The sequence below is a fragment of the Caballeronia sp. BCC1704 genome (assembly GCF_902833455.1).
In the GTDB taxonomy this organism is placed as follows: domain Bacteria; phylum Pseudomonadota; class Gammaproteobacteria; order Burkholderiales; family Burkholderiaceae; genus Caballeronia.
The window spans coordinates 1-24,508 of sequence record NZ_CADFFT010000001.1 but is presented as its reverse complement, the minus strand read 5'-3'; the positions used below and the strand labels follow the sequence as shown (position 1 = coordinate 24,508).

Annotated in this window: 20 protein-coding genes; 6 read left to right on the top strand and 14 right to left on the bottom strand. The window is 64.1% G+C overall.

The genetic code is table 11. The features are described 5' to 3' along the window. Nucleotides 1-54: 54 nt before the first annotated feature. Nucleotides 55-741 carry an orotate phosphoribosyltransferase gene (locus HWX53_RS00100; RefSeq protein WP_175938293.1) on the bottom strand — a complete coding sequence of 229 codons (687 nt, stop codon included), beginning with the start codon at nt 739-741 and terminating at the stop codon, nt 55-57. Between the two features lie 306 nt (nt 742-1,047). Here HWX53_RS00100 and HWX53_RS00095 point away from each other — a divergent pair, with 306 nt between their 5' ends. Both HWX53_RS00095 and HWX53_RS00090 read left to right on the top strand, forming a co-directional pair. Continuing rightward, entirely contained in the window at nt 1,048-2,289 is a 1,242-nt protein-coding gene (locus tag HWX53_RS00095; RefSeq protein WP_175938291.1) for an MFS transporter, read from the top strand. Nucleotides 2,290-2,564: 275 nt separating this feature from the next. Further along, on the top strand, nt 2,565-4,844 hold the full coding sequence (locus HWX53_RS00090; RefSeq protein WP_175938289.1) for an NADP-dependent malic enzyme: 2,280 nt from the start codon (nt 2,565-2,567) through the stop codon (nt 4,842-4,844). A 211-nt stretch (nt 4,845-5,055) separates the two neighbouring features. Here HWX53_RS00090 and HWX53_RS00085 read toward each other — a convergent pair whose 3' ends face one another. Both HWX53_RS00085 and HWX53_RS00080 read right to left on the bottom strand, forming a co-directional pair. Then, nucleotides 5,056-5,334, bottom strand: a complete 279-nt coding sequence (locus HWX53_RS00085; RefSeq protein ID WP_175938287.1) for a hypothetical protein — start codon at nt 5,332-5,334, stop codon at nt 5,056-5,058. Then, nucleotides 5,331-8,903: an indolepyruvate ferredoxin oxidoreductase family protein gene (locus HWX53_RS00080; protein ID WP_175938285.1), complete on the bottom strand. Its 3,573-nt coding sequence runs from the start codon at nt 8,901-8,903 to the stop codon at nt 5,331-5,333. The genes HWX53_RS00085 and HWX53_RS00080 overlap by 4 nt, the downstream gene beginning before the upstream one ends. 340 nt (nt 8,904-9,243) lie before the next feature. Here HWX53_RS00080 and HWX53_RS00075 point away from each other — a divergent pair, with 340 nt between their 5' ends. Beyond that, nucleotides 9,244-9,450 (top strand): hypothetical protein, encoded by a 207-nt coding sequence (locus tag HWX53_RS00075; RefSeq protein ID WP_175938283.1) that lies wholly within the window; start codon nt 9,244-9,246, stop codon nt 9,448-9,450. A 70-nt stretch (nt 9,451-9,520) separates the two neighbouring features. Here the strand turns inward: HWX53_RS00075 and hppD are convergent, their stop codons facing one another. Further along, entirely contained in the window at nt 9,521-10,621 is a 1,101-nt protein-coding gene (gene hppD / locus HWX53_RS00070) for a 4-hydroxyphenylpyruvate dioxygenase (protein WP_175938281.1), read from the bottom strand. 146 nt (nt 10,622-10,767) lie between these two features. Between hppD and HWX53_RS00065 the strand changes: the two genes are divergently transcribed. Next, nucleotides 10,768-11,271 (top strand): Lrp/AsnC family transcriptional regulator, encoded by a 504-nt coding sequence (locus tag HWX53_RS00065; RefSeq protein WP_175938279.1) that lies wholly within the window; start codon nt 10,768-10,770, stop codon nt 11,269-11,271. Between the two features lie 82 nt (nt 11,272-11,353). Here HWX53_RS00065 and HWX53_RS00060 read toward each other — a convergent pair whose 3' ends face one another. From HWX53_RS00060 to HWX53_RS00020, 9 genes are all read right to left on the bottom strand, one after another. Next, complete coding sequence (locus tag HWX53_RS00060; protein WP_244140026.1) at nt 11,354-11,992, bottom strand: GNAT family N-acetyltransferase; 639 nt, start codon at nt 11,990-11,992, stop codon at nt 11,354-11,356. 206 nt (nt 11,993-12,198) lie between these two features. Beyond that, nucleotides 12,199-12,801 carry a TetR/AcrR family transcriptional regulator gene (locus tag HWX53_RS00055; RefSeq protein WP_175938275.1) on the bottom strand — a complete coding sequence of 201 codons (603 nt, stop codon included), beginning with the start codon at nt 12,799-12,801 and terminating at the stop codon, nt 12,199-12,201. Then, complete coding sequence (locus HWX53_RS00050; protein ID WP_175938272.1) at nt 12,779-13,642, bottom strand: DUF1835 domain-containing protein; 864 nt, start codon at nt 13,640-13,642, stop codon at nt 12,779-12,781. Before HWX53_RS00050 ends, HWX53_RS00055 begins: the two co-directional genes overlap by 23 nt. A 96-nt stretch (nt 13,643-13,738) precedes the next feature. Then, the gene (paaE, locus tag HWX53_RS00045) at nt 13,739-14,827 is read right to left on the bottom strand and encodes a 1,2-phenylacetyl-CoA epoxidase subunit PaaE (RefSeq protein ID WP_175938270.1); all 1,089 of its coding nucleotides are present in this window, start codon (nt 14,825-14,827) and stop codon (nt 13,739-13,741) included. Between the two features lie 21 nt (nt 14,828-14,848). Next, on the bottom strand, nt 14,849-15,352 hold the full coding sequence (paaD, locus tag HWX53_RS00040; protein WP_175938268.1) for a 1,2-phenylacetyl-CoA epoxidase subunit PaaD: 504 nt from the start codon (nt 15,350-15,352) through the stop codon (nt 14,849-14,851). A gap of 2 nt (nt 15,353-15,354) precedes the next feature. Next, nucleotides 15,355-16,152, bottom strand: a complete 798-nt coding sequence (paaC, locus tag HWX53_RS00035; protein WP_175938267.1) for a 1,2-phenylacetyl-CoA epoxidase subunit PaaC — start codon at nt 16,150-16,152, stop codon at nt 15,355-15,357. Nucleotides 16,153-16,161: 9 nt separating this feature from the next. After that, complete coding sequence (paaB, locus tag HWX53_RS00030) at nt 16,162-16,446, bottom strand: 1,2-phenylacetyl-CoA epoxidase subunit PaaB (protein ID WP_159837210.1); 285 nt, start codon at nt 16,444-16,446, stop codon at nt 16,162-16,164. A gap of 16 nt (nt 16,447-16,462) precedes the next feature. Further along, nucleotides 16,463-17,464 (bottom strand): 1,2-phenylacetyl-CoA epoxidase subunit PaaA, encoded by a 1,002-nt coding sequence (paaA, locus tag HWX53_RS00025; RefSeq protein WP_175938265.1) that lies wholly within the window; start codon nt 17,462-17,464, stop codon nt 16,463-16,465. A gap of 997 nt (nt 17,465-18,461) precedes the next feature. Further along, nucleotides 18,462-19,943: an MFS transporter gene (locus HWX53_RS00020; protein WP_175938263.1), complete on the bottom strand. Its 1,482-nt coding sequence runs from the start codon at nt 19,941-19,943 to the stop codon at nt 18,462-18,464. A gap of 176 nt (nt 19,944-20,119) precedes the next feature. On the opposite strand from HWX53_RS00020, the gene HWX53_RS00015 reads away from it, so the two are divergent. Next, complete coding sequence (locus HWX53_RS00015; protein WP_175938261.1) at nt 20,120-21,382, top strand: TIGR03862 family flavoprotein; 1,263 nt, start codon at nt 20,120-20,122, stop codon at nt 21,380-21,382. A gap of 255 nt (nt 21,383-21,637) precedes the next feature. Here HWX53_RS00015 and HWX53_RS00010 read toward each other — a convergent pair whose 3' ends face one another. Then, complete coding sequence (locus tag HWX53_RS00010) at nt 21,638-22,795, bottom strand: class I SAM-dependent methyltransferase (protein WP_175938259.1); 1,158 nt, start codon at nt 22,793-22,795, stop codon at nt 21,638-21,640. Nucleotides 22,796-22,939: 144 nt separating this feature from the next. On the opposite strand from HWX53_RS00010, the gene HWX53_RS00005 reads away from it, so the two are divergent. Then, the gene (locus HWX53_RS00005) at nt 22,940-24,226 is read left to right on the top strand and encodes an SGNH/GDSL hydrolase family protein (RefSeq protein ID WP_175938257.1); all 1,287 of its coding nucleotides are present in this window, start codon (nt 22,940-22,942) and stop codon (nt 24,224-24,226) included. The last annotated feature ends 282 nt before the right edge of the window (nt 24,227-24,508 follow it).

Below are 24,508 nucleotides of genomic sequence, written 5' to 3'. Positions count from 1 at the left end.
CCGCTGACTGAAATCAGCGGCTTTTCGTTTTAATGGCTTGCTAGCAATGATTATTTATTGCGGCGTGGCAGTGGCTCCGCCATGAGCGGCTGACCATTCGGCCGGCGCGTGCAGGAATTTCTCGACTTCATCGAGCGTCTTGGTCTCGAAATAGCCCTGTTCCTTCGCGACGCGCAAGACGTCCCACCACGTGGCGAGCGCGTGGAGATCCACGTCGATGTCCTTCAGCACGGACACGCTCTCCTTGAAGATGTTGTAGTGGAAGAGCACGAAGCAGTGGTTCACCGTCGCGCCCGCCGTGCGTAGCGCGTTGATGAAGTTGATCTTGCTGCGGCTGTCCGTGGTCAGGTCCTCGACCAGCAGCACGCGCTGGCCTTCGGTCAGCAGACCTTCGATCTGCGCGTTGCGGCCGAAGCCCTTCGGCTTCTTGCGCACGTACTGCATCGGCACCATCAGGCGATCGGCGATCCACGCGGCGAACGGGATGCCGGCGGTCTCGCCGCCCGCGACGGCGTCGATCTGCTCGTAGCCGACATCGCGCAGAATGGTCGCTTCGGCCATTTCCATCAGGCCGCGGCGCACGCGCGGATACGAGATCAGCTTGCGGCAGTCGATGTACACCGGGCTCGCCCAGCCGGACGTGAAGATGAACGGTTTTTCCGCGTTGAAGTGCACCGCCTGCACTTCGAGCAGCATTTTGGCGGTGGTGTCGGAGATCGTCTGGCGATCGAAGCCTGTCATGGGCGAATCCTTGGACTGATGTGGCGCTTCTGGAAGCGGAAGGCGGCCGCGAGGGCCCTGGCGCATGAACCGGACGCCGACGAGCCGTCTTTCGAAGGGCTGTCCGGCGTTTTTCTGCGCGCGTGTCGACGGGACCCGGCGCTGAAAGCGCCTGCGTTGTCCCATGCACAGCTAACCCGCGATTTTACCCGAGCCTGCGCGGCGGGGCGAGCAGCGCGGCGGCACGCGTCCCGAGCGACTTTTTTCCGGTTGTGACGGCGGGCCGCTCGCCAGTACACTCGCCGCGCCTTCCGATTCATTTTCGCGATGAGACCCGCTTCCCGCCCGACCGATTCTTCCGATTCTCCCGATACCTTGCCTCGCCACGCGTGGCATGCGCTCGCCGCATCCGTGCTCGGCTACGCGATGGACGGCTTCGACCTGCTGATTCTCAGCTTCATGCTTCCCGCGATCGCTGCCGACTTGCACCTGACGCCCGCGCAATCCGGCGCGCTCGTCACGTGGACGCTCGCGGGCGCGGTGGCGGGCGGCGTCGTATTCGGCGTGCTGTCGGACTACTTCGGGCGCGTGCGCATGCTCACGTGGACCATTCTGGTGTTCGCCGTCTTCACGGGCCTCTGCGCGCTCGCACGCGGATACGGCGACTTGCTGTTCTATCGCACGATGGCGGGCGTCGGACTCGGTGGGGAGTTCGGCATCGGCATGGCGCTCGTCGCGGAAGCGTGGCCCGCGCGGCAGCGGGCGCGCGTGTCGTCGTATGTCGGGCTCGGCTGGCAACTCGGCGTGCTCGCCGCCGCGCTCCTCACGCCGCTGCTTCTGCCGATGATCGGCTGGCGCGGCATGTTCGCCGTCGGCCTGATGCCGGCCGTCGTCTCGTTTCTGGTGCGGCGGCGCGTGGCCGAACCCGCGCTTTTCACCGCGCGCCGCACCGAAAACGCCGCGCGCAAGTTGCCGCTGAAGCGCCTGTTCAACAATGCGCGCACCGCGCGCGCGAGCCTCGGCGTGATCGTGCTGTGCTCGGTGCAGAACTTCGGTTATTACGGTCTGATGATCTGGCTGCCGAGCTATCTGTCGAAGACGTTCGGCTATTCGCTCACGAAATCCGGCGTCTGGACGGCCGCGACCGTGCTCGGCATGGCGCTCGGCATCTGGCTGTTCGGCATCGCGGCCGACCGCTTCGGACGCAAACCCGCGTTTCTCGCCTATCAGATCGGCGCGGTCGCCATGGTCTTCGTCTATTCGAATCTGACGAGCCCGGCCGCGCTCCTGATCGGCGGCGCGGCGATGGGCGTGTTCGTCAACGGGATGATCGGCGGCTACGGCGCGCTGATTTCCGAGATCTATCCGACCGAAGCGCGCGCCACTGCGCAGAACGTACTGTTCAACATCGGGCGGGCGGTCGGCGGACTCGGGCCGGTCGTCGTAGGCGCGCTCGCGGCGCGCTATACGTTCGCGGTGGCGCTCGCGTTTCTCGCCAGCATCTATCTGCTCGATGTCGCCGCGACGCTCTTTCTGATCCCCGAAAAGCGCGGCGCGGAACTCGACTGAAAGGCGCGGCGTGCGTCTTCTTCCGACGAAACGCACGCCCAGCAACGCTTTGCGCGTGAAATGCTGCGTCGCGCCATTTGGGATACGCGGTGTACACTGAACAACCAAAAACAAGGCTCCGTTCGCCCGCTTCATCCCTGCCGGGCGGCACGCTGCGTCTATCCGACGCGCCGGGTGACAACAACATCGCTCCATTAATCACATCCCGCCCACAGTGCCGAGCGGCCGCCGGCTGTGAACCCTGTTCAAAAAATTTCTAACGTCTCAGGCTAATCATGGACGAACAACTGAAGCAAAGCGCTCTCGCGTACCACCAGAATCCGCGTCCCGGCAAGATTTCCGTCACGCCGACCAAACCGCTCTCTAACCAGCTCGACTTGTCGCTCGCGTATTCGCCGGGCGTCGCGGCTGCGTGCATGGCGATCTACGACGAACCGCTCGACGCGCAGAAGTACACGTCGCGCGCGAACCTCGTCGGCGTGGTGACGAACGGCACGGCCGTGCTCGGGCTCGGCAACATCGGCCCGCTCGCGGCCAAGCCGGTCATGGAAGGCAAAGGGTGCCTGTTCAAGAAGTTCGCGGGCATCGACGTGTTCGACATCGAACTGAACGAGACGGACCCGGACAAGCTCGTCGACGCGATCGCGATGCTCGAACCGACGCTCGGCGGCATCAATCTGGAAGACATCAAGGCGCCGGAATGCTTCTACATCGAAAAGAAGCTGCGCGAGCGCATGAAGATTCCCGTCTTCCATGACGATCAGCACGGTACGGCGATCATCGCGTCGGCGGCGATTCTCAACGGCCTGAAAGTGGTCGGCAAGACGCTCGACAACGTGAAGCTCGTCTGCTCGGGCGCGGGCGCCGCGGCCATCGCGTGTCTGGACCTGCTTATCGATCTGGGCCTGAAGAAGTCGAACACTATCGTCGTCGACTCGAAGGGCGTGATTTACGAAGGGCGCGGCAATCTGGATGCGTCGAAGGAGCGGTATCAGGCCAGCACCGACGCGCGCACGCTCGGCGACGCGATGCACGGCTGCGACGTGTTCCTCGGCTGTTCGAGCGCGGGCGTGCTCAAGCCGGAAATGGTCGCGACCATGGCCGACAAGCCGCTGATTCTCGCGCTGGCTAACCCCGAGCCGGAAATCCGGCCGGAAGAGGCGAAGAAGGTGCGCCCGGACTGCATCATCGCGACGGGCCGTTCGGACTATCCGAACCAGGTGAACAACGTGCTGTGCTTCCCGTTCATCTTCCGTGGCGCGCTCGACGTCGGCGCGACGACCATCACGGAAGAGATGAAGCTCGCGTGCGTGCGCGCGATCGCGGAACTGGCCGAAGAAACCGATCAGGGCGATGAAGTCGCGAAGGCCTACGAAGGCCATTCGCTTGAATTCGGTCCCGAGTATCTGATTCCGAAGCCGTTCGATCCGCGTCTCATCATCAAGATTGCGCCGGCTGTCGCGCAGGCCGCGATGGATTCCGGCGTCGCGACGCGCCCGATTCAAGACATGGACGCGTATCGCGAGACGCTCGGGGCGACCGTGTATCGCACCGGCATGGTGATGCGCCCGGTGTTCGCGGCCGCGAAGGCAGCGCCGGCGCGCATCGCGTTTGCGGAAGGCGAAGACGAGCGCGTGCTGCGCGCCGCGCAGTTCGTGCTGCTGGAGAAGATCGCGAAGCCGATCATCATCGGGCGGCCGGCGGTCGTTGAAATGCGTCTGCAGAAGATGGGCTCGAAGCTGAAGCCGGGCGTCGATTTCGAGATCGTGAATCCGGAAGACGACCCGCGCTATCAGAAGAGCTGGCAGGCGTATCACGAGATCGCGGCGCGTCAGGGCGTGACGCCGGAAAGCGCGAAGGCGGCGCTGCGCAAGTTCAACACGCTGATCGGCGCGATCCTCGTTCATACGGGCGATGCGGACGGCATGATCTGCGGCCTCATCGACACGTATCAGGATCACCTGAAGTTCATCGATCAGGTGCTCGGCAAGGCGGAAGGCGCGGACAACTTCGCGGCGATGAACCTGCTGATGCTGCAAGGGCGCAATATTTTCATCAGCGACACGTACGTCAATGAATTGCCGACGCCCGAGCAACTCGCCGACATGACGATTCTCGCGGCGCGCGAAATCGAGCGATTCGGCATTCAGCCAAAGGTCGCGCTGGTGTCGAACTCGAACTTCGGCAGCGTGCCGAGCGCATCGAGCAAGCGCATGGCGGAAGCGCGCAAGCTGATCGCGGAACGCGCGCCGGACCTCGAAGTCGATGGCGAAATGCACGGCGATGCGGCTTTGTCGGAAACCGTGCGTAAGGCGGCGTTCCCCGGCACGACGCTTTCGGGCGAGGCGAATCTGCTCATCATGCCGAACGTGGAAGCGGCGAATATCACGTACAACTTGCTGAAGATGGTGAGCGGGGAAGGCGTGACTGTTGGGCCGTTCCTGCTCGGCGCTTCGAAGCCGGTTCATATTCTGACGCCGGCGGCGACCGTGCGGCGGATTATTAATATGACGGCGGTGGCGAGTGCGAATGCCAGCGTGATGAAGGCGAAGTAAGGCGACTTAGCGTAGAAGTAATGGACGGCGATTCGGGAGACTGGGTCGCCGTTTTTTTTTAGACGTCTTATCCTGAACAGTCGAATCTTTACGGTCTCTCCCGTGATTCAATTCGGGATACGAATCAATTAATGGAGCGGTCGTTGGAGATCATCGTTGCGACGTTCCGTGCGCGGGGCGAAAATTCGGCGTCACCGTGCGCGTGCGCCCGTTAGCGGGCCAAGGGTTCAGCACTGATCTCCGCGTCGAGTGCAGCAAAAGCATGCGTGCGCAGTATCCGATCGGTACGCTCTTTCGCCTGGACGTGAGGTTGATTCATCGTTTGGGAACGCCGTTGCTGTACGCGCATCACGCAGCGCCGTTCGAGCGAGTCGGCCTCGACGAAGGGTGCCGATTCATCGAAACGATGTTTGGTAACGCGGGCGCATCGAAACAAAAAAGGCGATTCGCTTTCGCGAACCGCCTCCGAGCGTGAAGTGGCGAGAATCAAGCCACCTGCCGCTTCTGCCCACCTTCGTTCGAACGCCACCGCGCCAGCAGCTTTTCCCACTTGACCTTCGCCGCCTTCACGTTGTTCTCCTTGATATGCCCATATCCGCGCATGGAATCGGGAAGACTCGCCAGTTCGACAGCCAGCGGCAGCTTCTGCGGCGTCAATCCAGCGATCAGTTCCTTCACCAGCGCCTCATACTCGCCGATCAACGCCCGCTCCATCTTCCGCTCTTCCGTGCGCCCGAACGGATCGAGCGCTGTCCCGCGCAGGAACTTCATTCGCGCGAGCACGCGCATCGCGGACATCATCCACGGACCGTACTGCTTTTTCACCAGATGCCCATGCGCGTCCTTCTTCGACATCGACGGCGGCGCGAGATGGAATTTGATCTTCCAGTCGCCTTCGAAACTCCCGCGAACCTTCTCGATGAACGCCGAATCGGCATAGAGACGCGCGACTTCGTACTCGTCCTTGTAGGCCATCAGCTTGTGCAGATTCTTCGCGACGGCCTCGGTTAGCAGGAAATCGCCGGTGCCGACTTCCGCCTCCGCCGCACGGACCGAAGCCACGAGCCGCCCGTAACGCGCGGCATAGGCAGCGTTCTGATACTTCGAGAGATAGTCGAGGCGCTTGTCGATCAGCGCATCCAGCGCCTTCGGCGTATGCAGCGCGATGACCTTGCTCGGCGTCGCATCCTGCGTCCCTTGCGCGAGACGCGTGACAGCCGGGAGATCGTGCGCGGCGCGGCGGCCCCATTCGAACGCGGTGAGATTCTTCTCGACCTGCACGGCGTTCAGTTCGATGGCGCGCACGATCGACTCATGCCGCAGCGGCACCCAGCCCATCTGCCACGCATAGCCGAGCACGAACGGATTCGTGTAGATGGCGTCGCCCATCAGCGCGACGGCGAAGCGGTTCGCATCGACGAGCGCGACATGCTCGCCCGCGGCCGCGCGGATATCGGCTTCCGCGCTCGCGCCCGGGAAGCGCCAGTTCGGGTCCTTGATGAACGCGGCCGTCGGCGTCTGCGCGCTGTTCACGACCACCCGAGTGCGACCCGGCTGCATCCGCGAGCCGCATTCGTCGCTTGCCGTGACAATGGCATCGCAGCCGATGACGAGATCCGCCTCGCCCATCGCGATGCGCGTCGCGTGAATGTCGGTCGGGCGGTTGGCGATCTGCACGTGGCTCATCACGGCGCCGCCTTTCTGCGCGAGGCCGGTCACGTCCAGCACGGTGACGCCCTTTTGCTCCAGATGCGCCGCCATGCCGAGCAGCGCGCCGATCGTCACCACGCCCGTTCCGCCGACGCCCGTCACCAGCACGCCGTACGGCCGGCCGATGTCGGGCAGTTCGGGCGTCGGGACGGGCGGCATCGCGTCGCCAGCCACGCTCGTCGCCTTCGGCTTCTTCAACTGGCCGCCTTCCACCGTCACGAAGCTCGGGCAGAAGCCGTTCAGGCACGAGAAGTCCTTGTTGCACGTCGACTGGTTGATCTGCCGCTTCGTGCCGTACTCGGTGTCGAGCGGCTCGACCGACAGGCAGTTCGACTTCACCGAGCAATCGCCGCAGCCTTCGCACACGGCCTCGTTGATGACGACGCGCTTCGCCGGATCGGGGAACGCGCCGCGCTTTCTGCGGCGGCGCTTCTCGGTGGCGCAAGTCTGGTCGTAGATCAGAATCGACGTGCCGGGAATCTCGCGCAACTGGCGCTGAATGTCGTCGAGCTGGTCACGATGATGCACGTCGATACCCGCCGCGAGGCCGACATCCGGCGTGTATTTCTCCGGCTGATCCGTGACGATGACGATCTTCGCTGCGCCTTCCGCCGCGAGCTGATGCGTGATCTGCGGCACCGTCAGCACGCCGTCGACCGGCTGGCCGCCTGTCATCGCGACGGCGTCGTTGTACAGAATCTTGTACGTGATGTTGACCTTCGACGCGATCGCCGCGCGAATGGCGAGCAGGCCCGAGTGGAAGTACGTGCCGTCGCCGAGATTGGCGAACACGTGCTTGTCGTTGGTGAACGGCGCTTGGCCGACCCATGCGACGCCTTCGCCGCCCATCTGACTGAACGTGCTCGTGTTGCGGTCCATCCAGACCGTCATGTAGTGACAGCCGATGCCCGCCATCGCGCGCGATCCTTCCGGCACGTTCGTCGACGTGTTGTGCGGACAGCCGGAGCAGAACCACGGCTTGCGCTCCGCTTCGACGCGCGGGCGCGCGAGCGCCTTTTCCTTCGCCTCGATCACGGCGATGCGCGCCGCGATGCGCGCGCGCACGTCGGCGGGCAGGTCGAACTTCGCGAGCCGCGCGGCAATGGCTTTTGCGATGATTGCGGGCGAAAGCTCGTAGTGCGCGGGCAACAGCCAGTTGCCCATCGGCACAGACCATTCGCCGCCTGCGCCGTCTTTTTCGTCGAACTTGCCGAAGACGCGCGGACGCTGCGCATCCGGCCAGTTGTATAGCTCTTCCTTGATCGCGTATTCGAGAATCTGGCGCTTCTCTTCGACGACCAGAATTTCCTTGAGGCCGCGCGCGAATTCCTGCGCGCCTTGTGCTTCCAGCGGCCACACGCAGCCGACCTTGTACAGGCGAATGCCGATCTGCGCGCAGGTTTCATCGTCGAGGCCAAGATCGGTCAGCGCCTGACGCACGTCGAGGTACGCCTTGCCGCCCGTCATGATGCCGAAGCGCGCGTGCGGCGCATCGATCTCGATGCGATCCAGCTTGTTCGCGCGCACGTAGGCGAGCGCGGCGTACCACTTGTAGTCGAGCAGACGCGCTTCCTGCACGAGCGGCGTATCGGGCCAGCGGATGTTCAGGCCGCCGTCGGGCATCGCGAAATCGGTCGGAATCACGATTTGCGTGCGATGCGGGTCGATATCGACCGACGCCGACGATTCCACCACGTCGGTCACGCATTTCATCGCGACCCAGAGGCCCGAGTAGCGGCTCATCGCCCAGCCGTGCAGGCCGAAGTCGAGATATTCCTGCACGTTCGACGGAAACAGCACCGGCAGCCCGCAGGCCTTGAAGATGTGCTCGGACTGGTGCGCGAGCGTCGATGACTTCGCCGCGTGGTCGTCGCCGGCGAGCACCAGCACGCCGCCGTGTTGCGACGATCCGGCGGAATTGCCGTGCTTGAAGACATCGGCGGATCGGTCGACGCCGGGGCCTTTGCCGTACCACATGGAGAAGACGCCGTCGTACTTGGCGCTCGGGTAGAGGTTGACTTGCTGCGATCCCCAGACGGCGGTGGCCGCGAGATCTTCGTTCACGCCCGGCTGAAACACGACCTGATGCGCGGCGAGATACTTCTTCGCCTTCCAGAGCGACTGGTCGAGACCACCGAGGGGAGAACCGCGATAGCCGGAGATGAACCCGGCGGTGTTGAGGCCTGCGGCTCTGTCGCGTTCTTGCTGAAGCATCGGCAGGCGAACCAGCGCCTGGATGCCGCTCATGTACGCGCGGCCGCGTTCGAGGGTGTACTTGTCGTCGAGCGTGACGGATTTCAGCGCGGCTTCTAGCGAAGCTCTTTGTTCTGCGTCTAGCGGGGCGTTCATTCTGTGTGCTCCTCCACCCGGAGTTTGGGATCGCCAAAGCATGATTCGGGCCGTTGCGTCTTGTGAACGCGCAGGCCGGGACTTCAAGTTTGCCGATGCCCGCGCTTTCGAGACAGTGGTAGAAACCCGTTAAAAAATCCTCACTTAGGTGCAGTTTGCGTCAAAACGATGAAGCGCGGCGCGGGGCGTCGAGACGTTTGTTACAGGGTGTAAATGTGACCGATGCGCGGAACCCCCGGTCGCGGTTCTGTCTAAACGGGCGCTTGCGCAGTTTCGCGTACGGTTTTCGAAAGCGCGGAACGGCGGGCAGCCGTACACACGCAGTCAGAAGGAGAAAAGAATGAAGCAACGCCACATCCAGAGTTTCCTGATGGTCTCGGCGGCCTTTTTCGCGATCAGCGCGCCGATGGGCGGCGCGCGGGCGAACGGCGCGCCGCTCGGGGCCACGTCAGTTCCGCCCGTCGCGCAAGTGCGCACGCAGACGCCGCAGACGCGCGGCGGCGAGCGCCGCGAGGCCGAGCGCAGCAACGACGAGAACGCCGCCTGAAAGCATCGCTAAAAAACGAAAGGGACATGAACGCTGCGTTCATGTCCCTTTTTTTGCGCCTTTTCGGTTCTTACGCGCTCGTGTCTTTCAATACGCCGCGCCGCATCTGGTCCAGTTCGATGGATTCGAACAGCGCCTTGAAGTTACCCTCGCCGAAGCCCTGATTGCCCTTGCGCTGGATAATCTCGAAGAAGATCGGCCCGATCTGATTCTCCGTGAAGATTTGCAGCAGGATTTCGTCGCGAATGCCGTCGATCAGAATCTTGCGCTTTTTCAGTTCCGCGACCGATTCGCCGTGATTTGGCACGCGCCGGTCGACGAGTTCGTAATACGTGTCGATGGTGTCCAGCAGCGCAATGTTCGACGCGCGGAGGCCGTCCACCGTCTCATAGATATTGTCGGTGCCGAGCGCGATGTGCTGGATGCCTTCGCCGCGATACGCGTCGAGATATTCCTGAATCTGGCCGGCGTTTTCCGAGCCTTCTTCATTGATCGGAATGCGAATCTTGCCGCACGGCGAGGTCATCGCTTTCGACTTCACCGCCGTCACCTTGCCTTCGATGTCGAAGTAGCGCACTTCGCGGAAATTGAAGAGGCGCTCGTAGAACTCGGCCCATTCGATCATCCGGCCGCGATGCACGTTGTGCGTCAAATGGTCGATGTACGTCAGTCCGTGGCCGACCGGATTCGGATTCGCGCCGGGAATCGGCTCGAAGTCGACGTCGTAAATGCTGATATCGCCGATGCTGCCCGGCTCTGCGCCGTTTTTGCCGCGCCAGCGGTCCACGAAGTAGATCAGCGAATCGCCGATGCCCTTGATCGCCGGAATGTTCAGTTCCATCGGGCCGGTCTTGTTGTCGAAGCCCCACGCGCCGAGTTCGAGCGCGCGCTTGTACGCTTTCGCCGCGTCCGCGACGCGAAACGCGATCGCGCAGATCGACGGTCCATGCAGGCGCGCGAAGCGTTGCGCGAAGGAATCCGGCTCCGCGTTGACGATGAAGTTGATTTCGCCCTGCCGGTACAGCGTCACGTTCTTGTGCCGATGCCGCGCGATGGCCGTGAAGCCCATCTGCTCGAACAGCTTGCCGAGCGCGACCGGATCCGGCGCGGTGTATTCGATGAATTCGAAGCCGTCGGTGCCGACGGGGTTCTCCCAGGTCGTAGTGCTCATGCGTGTCTCCCGTTTTCTATGCGGCGCTTTGCCGCGACGTGGAGAGAAGTTTAGCCAGCGAACGGCGGCAAAAACTTGCGAAAGAAATCACGCGTTCCTAAGATGGCGCACGAAACTGCCACCGATTCGCAGAATGGAGACCGAAAATGGCCGAGCCCGAACTCGATACGATCGACCGCAGAATCCTCGCGATTCTTCAGGAAAACGGGCGCCTGTCGAATCAGGAGATCGCGGATCGCGTGAATCTTTCGCCGAGTCCGTGTTTGCGGCGAATCCGGCGGCTGGAGGAGACGGGCGTGATTCGCGGCTACGTCGCGCTGCTGGACGCGAAGAAGCTCGGTTTGGGCCTGCTGGCTTACGTGAACGTGCGGCTGGAGAAGCGCGGCGGCATGCCCGCGTCGGCCGGCACGCCGAATCCGCCGACGCACGGCGATCTTTTCCGCGAAGCCGTGCGGTCATGGCCGGAAGTGGTGGCCTGCGACGCGATGACCGGAGAGATGGATTTCCTGCTGCGCGTGCAGGTGCGGGACATGGACCACTTCTCGCGCTTCGTGCAGGATCAATTGCTGCATCACCCTTCGGTGATCGACGTGCGCTCGAGTTTTTCGCTGGAGCGCATCAAGGAGACGACCGCGCTGCCGCTGCGTTGAGCGCGTTCCGACAACGAAAAGGGCGGCCTGAGCCGCCCTTCGCATGGTGTCGCTCGCGGCGTCAACCGCGCTGCCGATGAACTCAGGCCGCGTTGGCCGTCGGCATGAACGCCCGGAAAACTTGCGACGCGCGATGCGCCTGGCGCTTGATCGCGTAGTCGAACACGGCGGCTTGCTCTTGCAGCATTTCAGCCATGATGCTCGTCTGATCCGCAGGCGGCAGCGAGAGATACGCATCGGCTTCACCGTAGGCGTATTCGATCTTCATGCCTGATTTGCGCGCGATGTGCATCATCCGCGCGTTGCGTGACAGGCAATGCATGTACAACACGGAAACGCGCGTGTTGCGGCTGCGCATGGCGGCGCGCTCGAACAGCTTGCTGCCGATGCCGCGACCGCGCGCGCTTTCGAGCACCGAGACGCCGAATTCGGCAGTGCGCTTCTCGCCTTCCGCCGGCAGATACGCCAAATGACCGACGCCGAGCAGTTCCAGCGAATTGCCGAACACGCCGAACACCGTGTCGTTCGTGAAGTTCAGGTTCTGAACGTAGTTTTCGATGACGTGGTCCGGCACGATTTGCCCGAAGCGGAGCAAGCGGTCGTCTTCGTCAAGCGCGAGGAAATGAGTGAGCAGGCGCTCACGATCGGCGGAGGACAACTCGCGAACGAGAACCGGCAAGCGCGCGGCGTCCGGCAGCGGCCGATCAGCGGCGGCGGCGATCTGCGGCGCGGGGCGGTTGAAGGTCAGTTCCACGGTGTTCTCCTTGTTCGTATGCTGCAAAGCAAAACGAATTTTATCCCTTCCAAGGAAAACGCGTACGGGAAAACCCTTAAAAGTAGTGGGGGAGGCGTTCTAGGTTTGCGTTTTTGTCCTCAGAATCAGCCGGTTAGACGGCAGCGGACAGAGTGACGCAGCGCAGCACAAGGCTAATCTGCGGCGAGTCCGTGCTCGATCATCTCGACGACCTGTTCCGCGAAATCGCTATAGCCGAGCTTGCCGCCCGGCTTCAGCCACGTGAACGTCCAGTTGATCATCCCGAACACCATCATCGTGAGCGCGGTCTGATTTTCCTTCGTCACGCGCTTCGGATAAGCGCGGGCGAGTTGGCGCGTGAACGCCGCGACGATATCCCGCTGACGGTCGAGCACGACTTCGCGCTGCGCGTCTTCGAGATACTTCACGTCGTTCAGCAGCGCGACGTGCCGGCTATGCGACGTCTCGTATTCCGCCAGGAACGCGCGCACGAGTTCCGCGAAGGCTTCGCGCTCGCCCAGGCCGCGCCGCTGGCTCGCGCCTTCCACTTCCGCGATGATCAGCATGAGCCGCTTCGTGTAGCGGTCGAGCAGGTCGAAGAGGATCGCCTCCTTGCTCTCGTAATAGTGATAGAGCCGCGCCTTCGAGGTGCCGCTCGCGGCGGCGAGGTCCGACATCGACGTGCTCGGATAGCTGGTCTGCGCGAATTTGGCGGCGGCGAGTTCGAGAATCTGTTCGCGTTGCGTGTCGTGGTCAGGCGCTTTGGTGCGGGCCATGTGTCGGAAGCGTTCTTTCGGCTTGTTCGGACGGAGTCGATGAGCGTCGCAATTCGGCGTGAGCCATATCCGACGGCGTGCCGCGTATTTTAAGCCGGCCCGCCGTGACCAGTTCCCGACAGCGCCAGAACGCGACGGAATCGCTCATCAGAAAGTCGAAGCGCCGCGCCATCGCGCCCGCGGCGATGCGCGTTGCCGGCTGCCAATCGGACGTGGCGAGTTCGAGCAGCGTGTCATCGACATCCAGCCATGTCCCCGACACCAGCATGTTGTCGCGCAGCCGACGGTTTTCCGCGCTCGAATGCTTGGCCTCCTGCCATTCGAGCGCGAGCCGGCTGATGCGCAGCACGGATATAGGCGCGGCTGTCCGCAGCTTCGCGAGAAGTTGCCGAGGCGAGAACATGCCGACGGACGTCGCCCGGTCCGCCCGGCGCACGGTTTCGGGATGCGCGTCCGGCGCCTCGATGGCGAGGTCGTCGAAGGTCAGTTTCGCTTCGTTCAGACGCTGGGGCGCATTGCGCAGGAAGTACGCCACGCGCCGAAGCGTGAGTTGATCCGCCGCGCTTTGGCCGTGCCAGACGACGACTTGTCCGTCGCCGCGCGCAAGCCGTCCGAGCAGCGCAAGCTGGCCCTGCAACTGATCTTCGATATCGGCAGGCGTGTTGGACACCTGACGCCAGAACGCCGCGCGCGCGACAGGCGATTCGTCGATGTCGCGCAACGGCCCGACAGCGAGATCGTCGCGCAGCGCGATGACCTGTTCCGTGCGTTCGGCGAGCCGCAGCGCATTGGAGAGAGCGTCGGCCGCGCAGTCGCCATTGGTGACGTGAATCGTATTCATGGGTGTCGGCTTGCCGGAAAGACGAAGGACCGCTCGAGAAGAGCGGTTCCAGTTTAGCCAATCCGCAAACGCGCCGGTGTGGGTTGCCGCGCGGAATCAGCGTTCGTCGAAACTCACGACCACGCGCTCGCTCACCGGATGACACTGGCACGTCAGCACGAAGCCGTCGTCGATTTCGTGCTGCTCCAGCGTGTAGTTCTTGTCCATTTTGACTTCGCCTTCCAGCACTTTCGCGCGACAGGTGCAGCAAACGCCGCCCTTGCACGCGTACGGCAGCGCGAGCCCCGCTTTCAGGCCGACGTCGAGCACGCTCACGCCTTCATACGGCAGGCGCAGCTTGCGCTTTTTCCCGTCGATGACGAGTTCGAGATCGGCCGCGGGCGTGCTTTCCGTGATCTCGATTTGCGGCGCGCCCGCCTGCGGCAACGGCGTGCCGAATCGTTCGACGTGAATGCGCTCCGGCGCGACGCCCGCTTCCTTTAGCGCGGCTTCGGCGGCGTCCATCATCGGGCCGGGGCCGCAAATGAACGCTTCGTCGATCGCGCCGGGCGGCAGGAGCGATTCGAGAAACGCCTTGCACTTGGCCTTGTCGAGCACGCCGTTAAAAAGCTCGACGTCCTGCAAATCGTCGGAGAGCACGTGATACAGCGAGAACCGGCTCATGTAGCGATTCTTCAGGTCTTCGAGTTCCTCGGCGAACATGATCGCGTCCACGCTGCGGTTGCCGTACACGAGCGTGAAGCGGCTCGTCGGCTCCATGTCGAGCGTGGTCTTGATAATCGCCAGCACCGGCGTGATGCCCGAGCCGCCGGAAAACGCGACGTAATGTTTCGCGTGGTCCGCGTTCAGATGCGTGAAGAAGCGGCCATCCGGCGTCATCACGTCGATTTCGTGGCCGGGCTTGAGCGTATCGAATGCGAAGTTCGAGAAGCGCCCGCCGCGCACGCGCTTGATGCCGATGCGCAGTTCGCCGTCGCGGTCGTAGTCGGTCACGCCGACGCAGATGGAATACGAGCGGCGCGTTTCTTCGCCGTCGATATGCGTCTTCAGCGTCACGAACTGGCCCTGCGTGAAACGAAACGCGTCGCGCAGTTCGGGCGGCACGTCGAAGGACACCGTGACCGCGTCGGCCGTCTCGGGGCGCACGTCGCGGATACGCAGCGGGTGAAATTGCGGAGTCGCCATAGGAGTCGTGTCGTGGAGAGGTCAGTACGGCTTGAAGTAATCGAACGGCTCGCGGCAGTCCAGACAGCGATAAAGCGCCTTGCACGCCGTCGAGCCGAATTGCGCGAGCTTCTCCGTGTGCGTGGAGCCGCAGCGCGGACAGGCGATGACTTCCTTCTTGTACGGCACGAAGCGCATCGGCTTTTCCGTGCTGCTGCATGCGCCCGCCGGCGGCGCGATGCCGTAGCGGCGCAGCTTGTCGCGCGCTTCGTCCGTGATCCAGTCGGTGGTCCACGCCGGCGCGAGCACCGTTTCCACGCGATGCGCGCCAAGTTGCGCCCGGTCGATCGCCTCGGCGATGTCTTCCGCGATCTGCGACATCGCCGGACAGCCGGAGTACGTCGGCGTGATGACGACTTCGAGCACGCCGTCGTCGCCGTGGCGCACGTCGCGCAAAATGCCCAGTTCGCGGATCGACACCACCGAGATTTCGGGGTCCGGCACGGCTTCGAGCACGGACCACGCGCGTTCTATCGTCGCGTCCATGATTACCAGCTCGCGCCCGGATGCTGCCGCGCGAGGCTTTGCATTTCCGCGAGCAGATAGCCCATGTGCTCGGAGTGCTCGCCGAGCTTGCCCGTGCTGACGTGCTTGACTTCGGCGGGCGCTTGCAGCGTGGCTTCGGCGAGAGCGGATTGCACGTCGTCGCGCCAGACGGCTTCGAGATCGCTCGCGAGCGGCGCGATGCCGGCTTCTGCCACTGCGCGCTCGACGGCATCCGGATGAAAGAACTCGCGCGTGTACGGCATCAGATAGTCGAGCGCCGCTTGCGCACGGCGATGCGATTCCTCGGTGCCGTCGCCGAAACGCACGAGCCAGTCGCGGGCGTGATGCACGTGGTATCGCGTTTCCTTGATCGACTTCGCCGCGATGGCCGCGAGTTGCGTGTCCGACGAAGCCTGAAGCGCAGTCCAGACGTGGGCCATGAAAGCCGAGTACAGAAAGTTGCGCACGATCGTCACGGCGTAATCGCGCTCGGTGCGCGCCGTGCCCGCGAGCGGACCGAAGTGCGGCAACTCAACGAGTGTGTAATTTGCGAACTCCCGTTCCGTGCGGAAGTAGGCGTAGTCGTCTTCGGTCTTTGCCGCGCCCGTCAACGCTGATTCGAGCGAAGCCGCGTGCGAGTACAGCAGCCGCGCCTGTCCGATCAAATCGAGGCTGATGTTCGCCAGCGCGATGTCCTCTTCCAGCGCGGGACCGTGGCTGCACCATTCGGCGTTGCGCTGACCGAGAATCAGCGCGTTATCGGCGAGGCGCAGCACATACGCGAGATGTTCGGTGCTCATGGCGCGCGCTCACATGTGGTTGATTTCGTCGGGCAGCACGAAGAACGTCGGATGCCGGTAGATCTTGTCGCCTGCCGGTTCGAAGAATTCGCCCTTGTCCGCCGGGTCGGACGCCGTGATCGCCGACGACGGCACCACCCAGATGCTCACGCCTTCCTGACGCCGCGTGTAGACGTCGCGCGCCATGCGCAGCGCGGTCGCGGCGTCGGCGGCGTGCAGGCTGCCGCAATGCTTGTGATCGAGTCCCTGCTTGCTGCGCACGAAGACTTCCCAGATCGGCCATTCCTTGCTCATATTCGATGTCTCCCGTTCAGGCGGCTTGCTTGTGCGCGCGCGCCTTCTGTTTTTCGGCGTAAGCGAGCGCGGCTTCGCGGACCCACGCGCCCTCGTCGTTCGCTTTCACGCGCGTGGCGAGACGCTCCTTGTTGCACGGACCGTCGCCGTTGACGACGCGCCAGAATTCGTCCCAGTCGATCTCGCCGTAGTCGTGCGCGCCGCGCGCCGCGTTCCACTTGAGGTCGGGATCGGGCAGCGTGACGCCGAGAATCTTGGCCTGCTCGACGGTGGCATCCACGAACTTCTGGCGCAGGTCGTCGTTCGAAATGCGCTTGATGCCCCACGCGAACGACTGCCCGCTGTGAATCGAATCCTTGTCGCTCGGGCCGAACATCATCAGCACGGGCCACCACCAGCGGTTCACCGCCTGTTGCACGAGGTCCTTCTGCGCCTGCGTGCCTTTCATCATGGCGAGCAGCGCGTCGAAACCCTGGCGTTGGTGGAACGACTCCTCTTTGCAGATGCGGATCATCGCGCGGGCGTACGGCCCGTACGTGCAGCGGCAGAGCGGAATCTGGTTCATGATCGCGGCGCCGTCGACCAGCCAGCCGATCACGCCGACATCCGCCCACGTGGGCGTCGGATAGTTGAAGATGCTCGAATATTTGGCCTTGCCCGCGTGCAGCGCGGCGACAAGTTGATCGCGCGAGACGCCGAGCGTTTCGGCGGCGCTATATAGATAGAGCCCGTGGCCGCCTTCGTCCTGCACCTTGGCGAGCAGGATCGCCTTGCGCTTGAGACTCGGCGCGCGGCTGATCCAGTTGCCTTCCGGCTGCATGCCGATGATTTCCGAATGCGCGTGCTGCGAGATCTGCCGGATGAGCGTCTTGCGGTACGCCTCGGGCATCCAGTCCTGCGGCTCGATTTTGCCGTCGGCTTGCATGACGGCGTCGAAGCGTTGCTGCTGCGCGGAGGCGTCGGCGGGCGCGTCGGGCGCGGTCGGCTGGCCGGGGAGGTCGAGAGATTGGGTGTACATGGCGGACACTCGCTCTTAGGAAAGTCGCTGTGCGCCGATTATAAACCGACCGGCCGGTCGGTGAATCGCATTTTTCGGGATGGGCGGGTTTTTCCTGAGGCGATCAAGCGGCGGAAAAAACGGCGCGGCCGTTCTCGGGCGCACCGCCTTCGTTGAAGGCGAATTCATCCTGTCCTGTTCGCCTTCTCGGGCGCTACGGCGGTTCGCCGATGCATCGAGGCGCGAGAAAAAAGCGGCGCGGCCGTTTCCGGGCGCACCGGTTCGCTGAACCAAAGAGCCTGCTGTCTTGTTCGTCTCGCGCGCTGTCTCTCGGAGCAGGGCGGTTGGCCGATGCGTCGAGGCATCAGAAAAAAAGCGGCGCGGCCGTTTCCGCTCGCACCGCTTCTTAACAGCCAAATTGCTCCGAACGCGCGCTACTCGACGCGTTTCCCTCGAAGTCCTCGGCGTCCACGTCATAGCCCGACGGTTTCCAGCGCACCGCCATCTACCGGGCGCGTTGTCTCTCGAAGCTAAAGGCGGTCGACCAATGCATCGAGGCATTGAAGAAAAAGCGGCGCGGCCGTTTCTGGTCGCACTGCTTCCTTTAGCCAGATTGCTCCGAACGCGTTACTCGACGCGTTTTCCCTCGAAGTCCTCGGCGTCCACGTCATGGCCCGACGGTTCCCAGCGCACCGCCATCTACCGGGCGCGTTGTCTCTCGAAGCTAAAGGCGGTCGGCCGACGCGTCGAGGCATTGCAGATGAAGCGGCGCGGCCGTTTCCGGTCGCACCGCTTCCTGTTAGCCAGATTGCTCCGGGCGCGTTACTCGACGCGTTTTCCCTCGAAGTCCTCGGCGTCCACGTCATAGCCTCGACGGTTTCCAGCGCACCGCCATCTACCGGGCGCGTTGTCTCTCGAAGCTAAAGGCGGTCGGCCGACGCATCGAGGCATTGAATAAAAAGCGGCGCGGCCGTTCCGGGTCGCACCGCTTGTTCATGGCCAGATTGCTCCGAGCGCATTACTCGACGCGTTCTCCCTCGAAATCTTCGGCGTCCACGTCATAGCCCGACGGTTCCCAGCGCACCGCCATCAGCGCGACGAGCCCGGCGAGCGGCGCCACCGCGATGATCCAGAACACTTTCGTTCCGAGCGCCGCCGACAGCACCGGAAACAGGAAGAGCGAGACGGTCGAGCTGGCGCGCATCAACGTCTGGTTGAAGCCGACGCCCACGCCGCGCAGCGACGTCGGATAGCTCAGCGAGGCGAACGTCATGCTGTGCGAGCCCGGCCCGACGCCTTGCCCGAGCAGGAACGCGGCGAGCAGCGCAATCGCGATGACGACCTGCGCGCCCGTCGCCGGCTTGCCGACTACCGCCAGCCCGACGAGCGCCACAAGCTGGAACGCGTAGCCGACAACCGTCAGCTTCCACGCGCCGAACTTCGGCACCGTGCGCACCGCGAACAGCCCGCCCGCGAACGCGAAGCAGAGATTCAGCGCGAGCGAGGCGAGAATCGTCGTGAGCATCGACTGCGCGAGGAAACTCGAGATGATGACCGGGAGACCGAACGCCACCGCGTTGTACGCGAAGGACGACGCAATCGCGATAACCGTCGCCAGCACGGTGCGCCGCAGATACACGCCGCGCAGCAGCGCGCCGTAGTTGCCCCACGTCGCGCCGCGCGGTTTCGCCGCTTTCGATGCCGCCAGCACGTCCGGATCGACGCGGGCATCCACGCCATAGGAGCGTTTCAGGATCGCGGCGGCGGCCGGCAAATCGCCCTGATTCGCGGCCCAGACGGGCGATTCGCTCATGTAGCGGCTCCGAATGGCGATGATCGCGATGGCCGGCACCGCGCCGAAGCCGAGAATCAGCCGCCACAGCCAGCCCGCGTTGTGCGCGGGCAGCGCCGCGTACAGACCAAGCACAAGCAAGTACGAGATGCTGATCGCGGCGTACCACGTCGGGCACCACATCGCGACGCGAGCGGCCTTGTTCCCGCGCCCTTGCAGCCGCGAGAATTCCGCGAGAAACGCCATCGCGACGGGCAAGTCGATGCCGACGCCGAGTCCCATCACGAAGCGCGCACCGCCCAATACCCACGCGTTCGGCGCGAGCGCGCAGGCGATCGCCGCGACGACGAAAAAGAACATGTCGGCCATGAAGACGCGGTAGCGGCCGATCTTGTCAGTGAGATAGCCGCCGAAGAACGCGCCGATGATCGCGCCGAACGTGATCGCCGAGGCGACGAAACCGGTTCCGGTCGGCGTCAGCGAAAACTCGCGGGCGATGTCCTTGACGCCGAATGCGAGCGCGCCGAGGTCATAGGCATCGAGGAAGATGCCGCCGAGCGCGATGGCGACGACGATGCGCGCATCGCTGCCGATGGCCGCGCCGCGATTGACGAGATTCGAGACGTCGGCGGCGCTGCGGATGACGGGACGCGCATCGGCGGCGCCGGCCCGGGAAGGTGTTCGCTCGGGCGCGATAGAGACGGACATGATCGACGGAATGTAGAAGTTTGTGGACGCAAGGAATCGCCGGATCGTATCCGGCTGGCGGGCGGCGACCAAATTCTTTTTTGTTATTTAATGACTTACGGCCGGGCGCGCGCCTTCGTCCGCCAGCCATCAAACGCGATGCGACAATGTCGCTCTTCGTTTACTCGCGACCTAGCATGACCTCAGTTGAAAACATCGAATCCGTGCAAGTCGCGGTCGTCGGCGGCGGACCGGCCGGGCTCATGGCGGCGGAGGCGCTCGCGGCGGGCGGCGTGAGCGTCGATGTGTTCGACGCGATGCCGTCGGTCGGACGCAAGTTCCTGATGGCGGGCAAGGGCGGGATGAATCTGACGCACTCCGAGCCTGCCGACGCGTTCATTGCGCGCTACGGCACGCGTCGCGCGGACATTGCACCGCTGCTCGCGCGCTTCGACGCTGCCGCGTTGCGCGAATGGGTCCACGGGCTGGGCGTGGAAACCTTCGTGGGAAGCTCGGGCCGTGTGTTTCCGACGGACATGAAAGCCGCGCCGATGCTCCGGGCATGGCTGCATCGACTGCGCGCGTCGGGTGTCCGGCTGCATATGCGGCATCGCTGGCTCGGCTGGACGGACGCGGGCGTGGGCGAATCGCGGTTCGCGACGCCCGACGGCGAAAAGCGCGTGCGCCACGATGCGCTGGTGCTGGCGGTCGGCGGCGCGAGCTGGCCGCAACTCGGCTCGGACGGCAGCGCGATGACGCATCTGGCGGCGCGTGGCGTCGACGTGCGGCCGTTTCTGCCGTCAAACTGCGGTTTCGACGTGGACTGGTCGCCGCAGTTTCGCGGACGCTTCGCGGGCGAGCCGCTGAAGTCGGTCGCGATCGGGCTGGAACGGGCGGACGGCGCGGTGGACTGGCGGGTCGGGGAGTGCCTGATCACCGAGCATGGCATCGAAGGCAGTCTGATCTACGCGTTGTCGGCGCAGATCCGCGATCGTCTGATGGAGCAAGGCGACCCCGGCGCGCGCATTCTCGTCGACCTCCTGCCGCAGTTGTCGGCCGGGCGCGTCCGGGCGGAAGTGCTGCATCCGCGCGGCGCTCGGTCTCTGTCGAGTCATTTGCAGAGCCGGCTGCATCTGGCGGGCGCGAAGGCCGGCCTGTTGCGCGAATGTCTCACCAAGGACGAATTCGCCGACGTGGAAACGCTCGCGGCGCGCATCAAGGCATTGCCGGTGCGCGTGCGACGTCCGCGGCCTATCGCGGAAGTGATAAGCAGCGCGGGCGGCGTCGCGTTCGAATCGCTCGACGAGCGCTCGATGCTCACCGCGCTGCCCGGCGTGTTCTGCGCGGGCGAAATGCTCGATTGGGAAGCGCCGACCGGCGGTTATCTGTTGACGGCGTGCTTTGCGAGCGGGCTCGACGCAGGGGAGGGCGCGCTTGCGTGGCTGGGCGGGCGAGCGTGACTAGCGGACGCGAGCATGCGGTGCGAGGTGGACGGTCAACGTTCGGGCGGTGAAGTGGCTTCTGACGCTCGTTCGGCAACGGCCGCGATGCGTCGAGCTACGTGCACGAAGCGGCCGGGTTTCTGGCGTCGAACCGTCGCGATTCACGTCCGAGGAACGCGATCTAGCGTCGCGCAGGACCAAGCGCACGCCGGATGCAACGAGGCCGAGCCGCAAACATCATTCAGTAACAAGCCGAATCTCGCATCCCGCGCCTCACGCCGCAACCAGCCGCCAAAGCGACGTCACCTCCGCCGATCGCGCCGCGTGCAGCGGGTCCGACTTGTCCGTAGAGCGCGGATGATGCGGTTTCACGTCGATGCGGCCATCGACCTTCAACCCGGCTGCGTCGATCCATTCCTGAAGCTGAGCGCGCGTGCGCAGCCCGAGATGCTCGGCAAAGTCGGACAAGATGAGCCAGCCTTCTCCGCCGGGCGTCAGATGCGCGGCGAGGCCGCCGAGAAAACCGCGCAGCATGCGGCTTTCCGGATCGTAGATCGCGTGCTCGATCGCCGAACTCGGGCGCGCCGGCAGCCACGGCGGATTGCACACGACGAGCGGCGCGCGTCCTTCCGGAAAGAGATCGGCCTCAACGACTTCAACCTGCTTGCGCAGTCCGAGCCGGTCGATGTTCTCGCGAGCGCAGGCAAGCGCTCGGGCATCAACATCCGTGGCGACGACGCGCTCGACGCCGCGCCGCGCCAGCACCGCCGCGAGCACGCCCGTACCGGTGCCGACGTCAAACGCGAGCGATGTCGACGGCAACGGCTGATTCGCGATCAGATCGACGTACTCGCCGCGCACCGGCGAAAAGACGCCGTAGTACGGATGAATCCGGCCGCCAGTCGCCTTGATTTCGACGCCTTTCTTGCGCCACTCGTGCGCGCCGATCAGACCGAGGACCTCGCGCAAGGAGACCACCGACGGCTCCTGCGCCGGGCCGTACGCTTCCTCGCACGCTTCACGCACGTCCGGCGCGCGGCGCAGCGGAATGACGTACTGCTCGTCGAGCGGAAGCACGAGCATCGCGAGGGTGCGCGCCCGCTGCGACTGCGCGAGACGGTGCAGGTTGAAGGTATCGACCGGGGAGGTCGGTTTATTTTTGTCCGACGCCGCTTTCTTTGCCTTGCGCGGCTTGTTGTCGATTCGCCGGGCCATCGCCTGCAAGAGCTGCCGCGCGTTTTGGAAGTCGCCGCGCCAGAGAATGGCCGTGCCCTCGCAGGCGAGGCGGTAGGCGTGATCCGCGGTCATCTGGTCGTGACCGATGACGATACGCTTCGGCGGCTGATTACCGCTTTCGGAGCGCCAGCGGGCAGAACGGCTTTCGCCGTCCTCTTCCCAATGGAGTCGGGGCGTGGAGCTTTCGGGTTGCATAGAGGTACGTCGTGAAAGGATTGGCTGCATTGTGAGGCCAATCGATGCGGGCGGGTCGGTGACGCGCGTTTTCTTGCTGATTCGGCGGCGCGTTTGATGTGCCGATCGGGCACAATTTAGACTTTTTCCGAACGCCACCGCCGAATGAAGCTCAAGTTTCTCGCCGCACTCAGCGCGGCCGCGCTTGCTTTCCCGTTCACCGCCGCATCGCTGACGCTTGCAGCCGAGACGGCCGGATCGCCGGTCAACGACCATTGGGTCAGCGCCTGGGGCACGGCGCTTCAATCGATTCCGCAACTCGCCAACCTTCCGCCGCTTTATCGCGCGCCGGAAGTCGGGGGCCGAACGGTCCGGCAAGTGATCTATCCGCAGCTTGCCGGCAAGCAAATCCGCTTGCGCATTAGCAATGTGTACGGAACGGCGCCGCTCGTCGTCGAGTCGATGAGCGTTGCGCGCGCCATCAGCGGCAGCAGCCCCGCGATTCAGGGCGGCAGCGCCCGGCCCGTTCTTTTCGCCGGCAACAAGACGGTGACGGTCGCGCCCGGCGGGCAAGCCACGAGCGATCCACTCGCGTTCGACGTGGCCGCCGGTCAGCCGCTTGCCGTCAGCATGTTCATGGGGAAGGAGCAAAAGCTCGTCGCGTGGCATCGCGTGGCAAGCCAGGTCAATTACGTCTCGACGCCCGGAGACCGCACGGACGACGCTTCTTCCGCAGCCTTCCGTACGCGATTTACCCAGTACGCCTGGCTCACGAACGTGTCAGTCGAGAATCCGACGGCGCGGGCAGTCGTGGCCATCGGGGATTCGATTACCGACGGCATGCGCTCGACGCTGAACGCCAATCGGCGCTGGCCCGACGCTCTCGCACGCGAAATCGCTCAGAAGAACGGCGTGCAGGCGGCGGTCGTCAACGTGGGCATCAGCGGAAACCGGCTGCTCAGCAATTCGCCTTGCTACGGCGAGGCGCTCGTGAGCCGCTTCGATCGCGACGCGCTGCGGCAGCCGGGCGTGCGCGCGGTAATCGTGCTGATCGGCATCAACGACATCAATTTCGCGGCGATGCCGGCGCACGGCGGCCTCGACTGCGATGCGCCGCATACAGAGGTCAACGCCGACGCGCTGCTGCGGGGGTATCAACGACTCATCGCGCAGGCGCACCAGCGCGGGCTCAAGATCTACGGAGCCACGCTCACGCCGGCGTCGCTGCCGCCGGAACGCGAGGCGATTCGCACGGCGGTCAATGCGTCGCTCCGCGCGAGCCGGGCGTTCGATGGCGTCATCGACTTCGATCAGGCGCTGCGCGATCCTGCCCGACCGAGCGCGCTGCACCGGCGTTTCGACAGTGGCGACCACATTCATCCGAGCGACGCCGGATACGCCGCGATGGCGGCTGCGGTGCCCGTCGAGGTCGTCCTCGGAACGGCGAAATGAGCATCCGGAAAGGGGCCGCAAAAAAACTCGCGTCATCACCTTGTCATCGGCGTTTGCTTGGCCTAGAATTCCGCTCCTCGTCGCAAGATGAGCGCCGCCAGAGAAACAGGCGGTCTCCGAAGTCCTCAGTTTTGAAAGCGAAAGCAGAAAAAAGCTGTTGACAAGGAGAAAAAGATTCTTCATAATCTCGTTTCTCTGCTGCTGATGCAGCGACGCAAGACGAAGCGGTTGAGCCCAGTGCTCGATGCGGCGAGGTGAAAAGTCTTGGCGGATTGCTCTTTA

Coding starts and splice junctions, on each gene's coding strand:
- HWX53_RS00050 (WP_175938272.1), bottom strand. CDS start 13,642: ATGAATACGATTCACGTCACCAATGGCGACTGCGCGGCCGACGCTCTC.
- HWX53_RS00100 (WP_175938293.1), bottom strand. CDS start 741: ATGACAGGCTTCGATCGCCAGACGATCTCCGACACCACCGCCAAAATG.
- paaB (WP_159837210.1), bottom strand. CDS start 16,446: ATGAGCAAGGAATGGCCGATCTGGGAAGTCTTCGTGCGCAGCAAGCAG.
- HWX53_RS00095 (WP_175938291.1), top strand. CDS start 1,048: ATGAGACCCGCTTCCCGCCCGACCGATTCTTCCGATTCTCCCGATACC.
- HWX53_RS00005 (WP_175938257.1), top strand. CDS start 22,940: ATGAAGCTCAAGTTTCTCGCCGCACTCAGCGCGGCCGCGCTTGCTTTC.
- paaD (WP_175938268.1), bottom strand. CDS start 15,352: ATGGACGCGACGATAGAACGCGCGTGGTCCGTGCTCGAAGCCGTGCCG.
- paaC (WP_175938267.1), bottom strand. CDS start 16,152: ATGAGCACCGAACATCTCGCGTATGTGCTGCGCCTCGCCGATAACGCG.
- HWX53_RS00055 (WP_175938275.1), bottom strand. CDS start 12,801: ATGGCCCGCACCAAAGCGCCTGACCACGACACGCAACGCGAACAGATT.
- paaA (WP_175938265.1), bottom strand. CDS start 17,464: ATGTACACCCAATCTCTCGACCTCCCCGGCCAGCCGACCGCGCCCGAC.
- HWX53_RS00080 (WP_175938285.1), bottom strand. CDS start 8,903: ATGAACGCCCCGCTAGACGCAGAACAAAGAGCTTCGCTAGAAGCCGCG.
- HWX53_RS00090 (WP_175938289.1), top strand. CDS start 2,565: ATGGACGAACAACTGAAGCAAAGCGCTCTCGCGTACCACCAGAATCCG.
- paaE (WP_175938270.1), bottom strand. CDS start 14,827: ATGGCGACTCCGCAATTTCACCCGCTGCGTATCCGCGACGTGCGCCCC.
- HWX53_RS00015 (WP_175938261.1), top strand. CDS start 20,120: ATGACCTCAGTTGAAAACATCGAATCCGTGCAAGTCGCGGTCGTCGGC.
- HWX53_RS00065 (WP_175938279.1), top strand. CDS start 10,768: ATGGCCGAGCCCGAACTCGATACGATCGACCGCAGAATCCTCGCGATT.
- HWX53_RS00010 (WP_175938259.1), bottom strand. CDS start 22,795: ATGCAACCCGAAAGCTCCACGCCCCGACTCCATTGGGAAGAGGACGGC.
- HWX53_RS00075 (WP_175938283.1), top strand. CDS start 9,244: ATGAAGCAACGCCACATCCAGAGTTTCCTGATGGTCTCGGCGGCCTTT.
- HWX53_RS00020 (WP_175938263.1), bottom strand. CDS start 19,943: ATGTCCGTCTCTATCGCGCCCGAGCGAACACCTTCCCGGGCCGGCGCC.
- hppD (WP_175938281.1), bottom strand. CDS start 10,621: ATGAGCACTACGACCTGGGAGAACCCCGTCGGCACCGACGGCTTCGAA.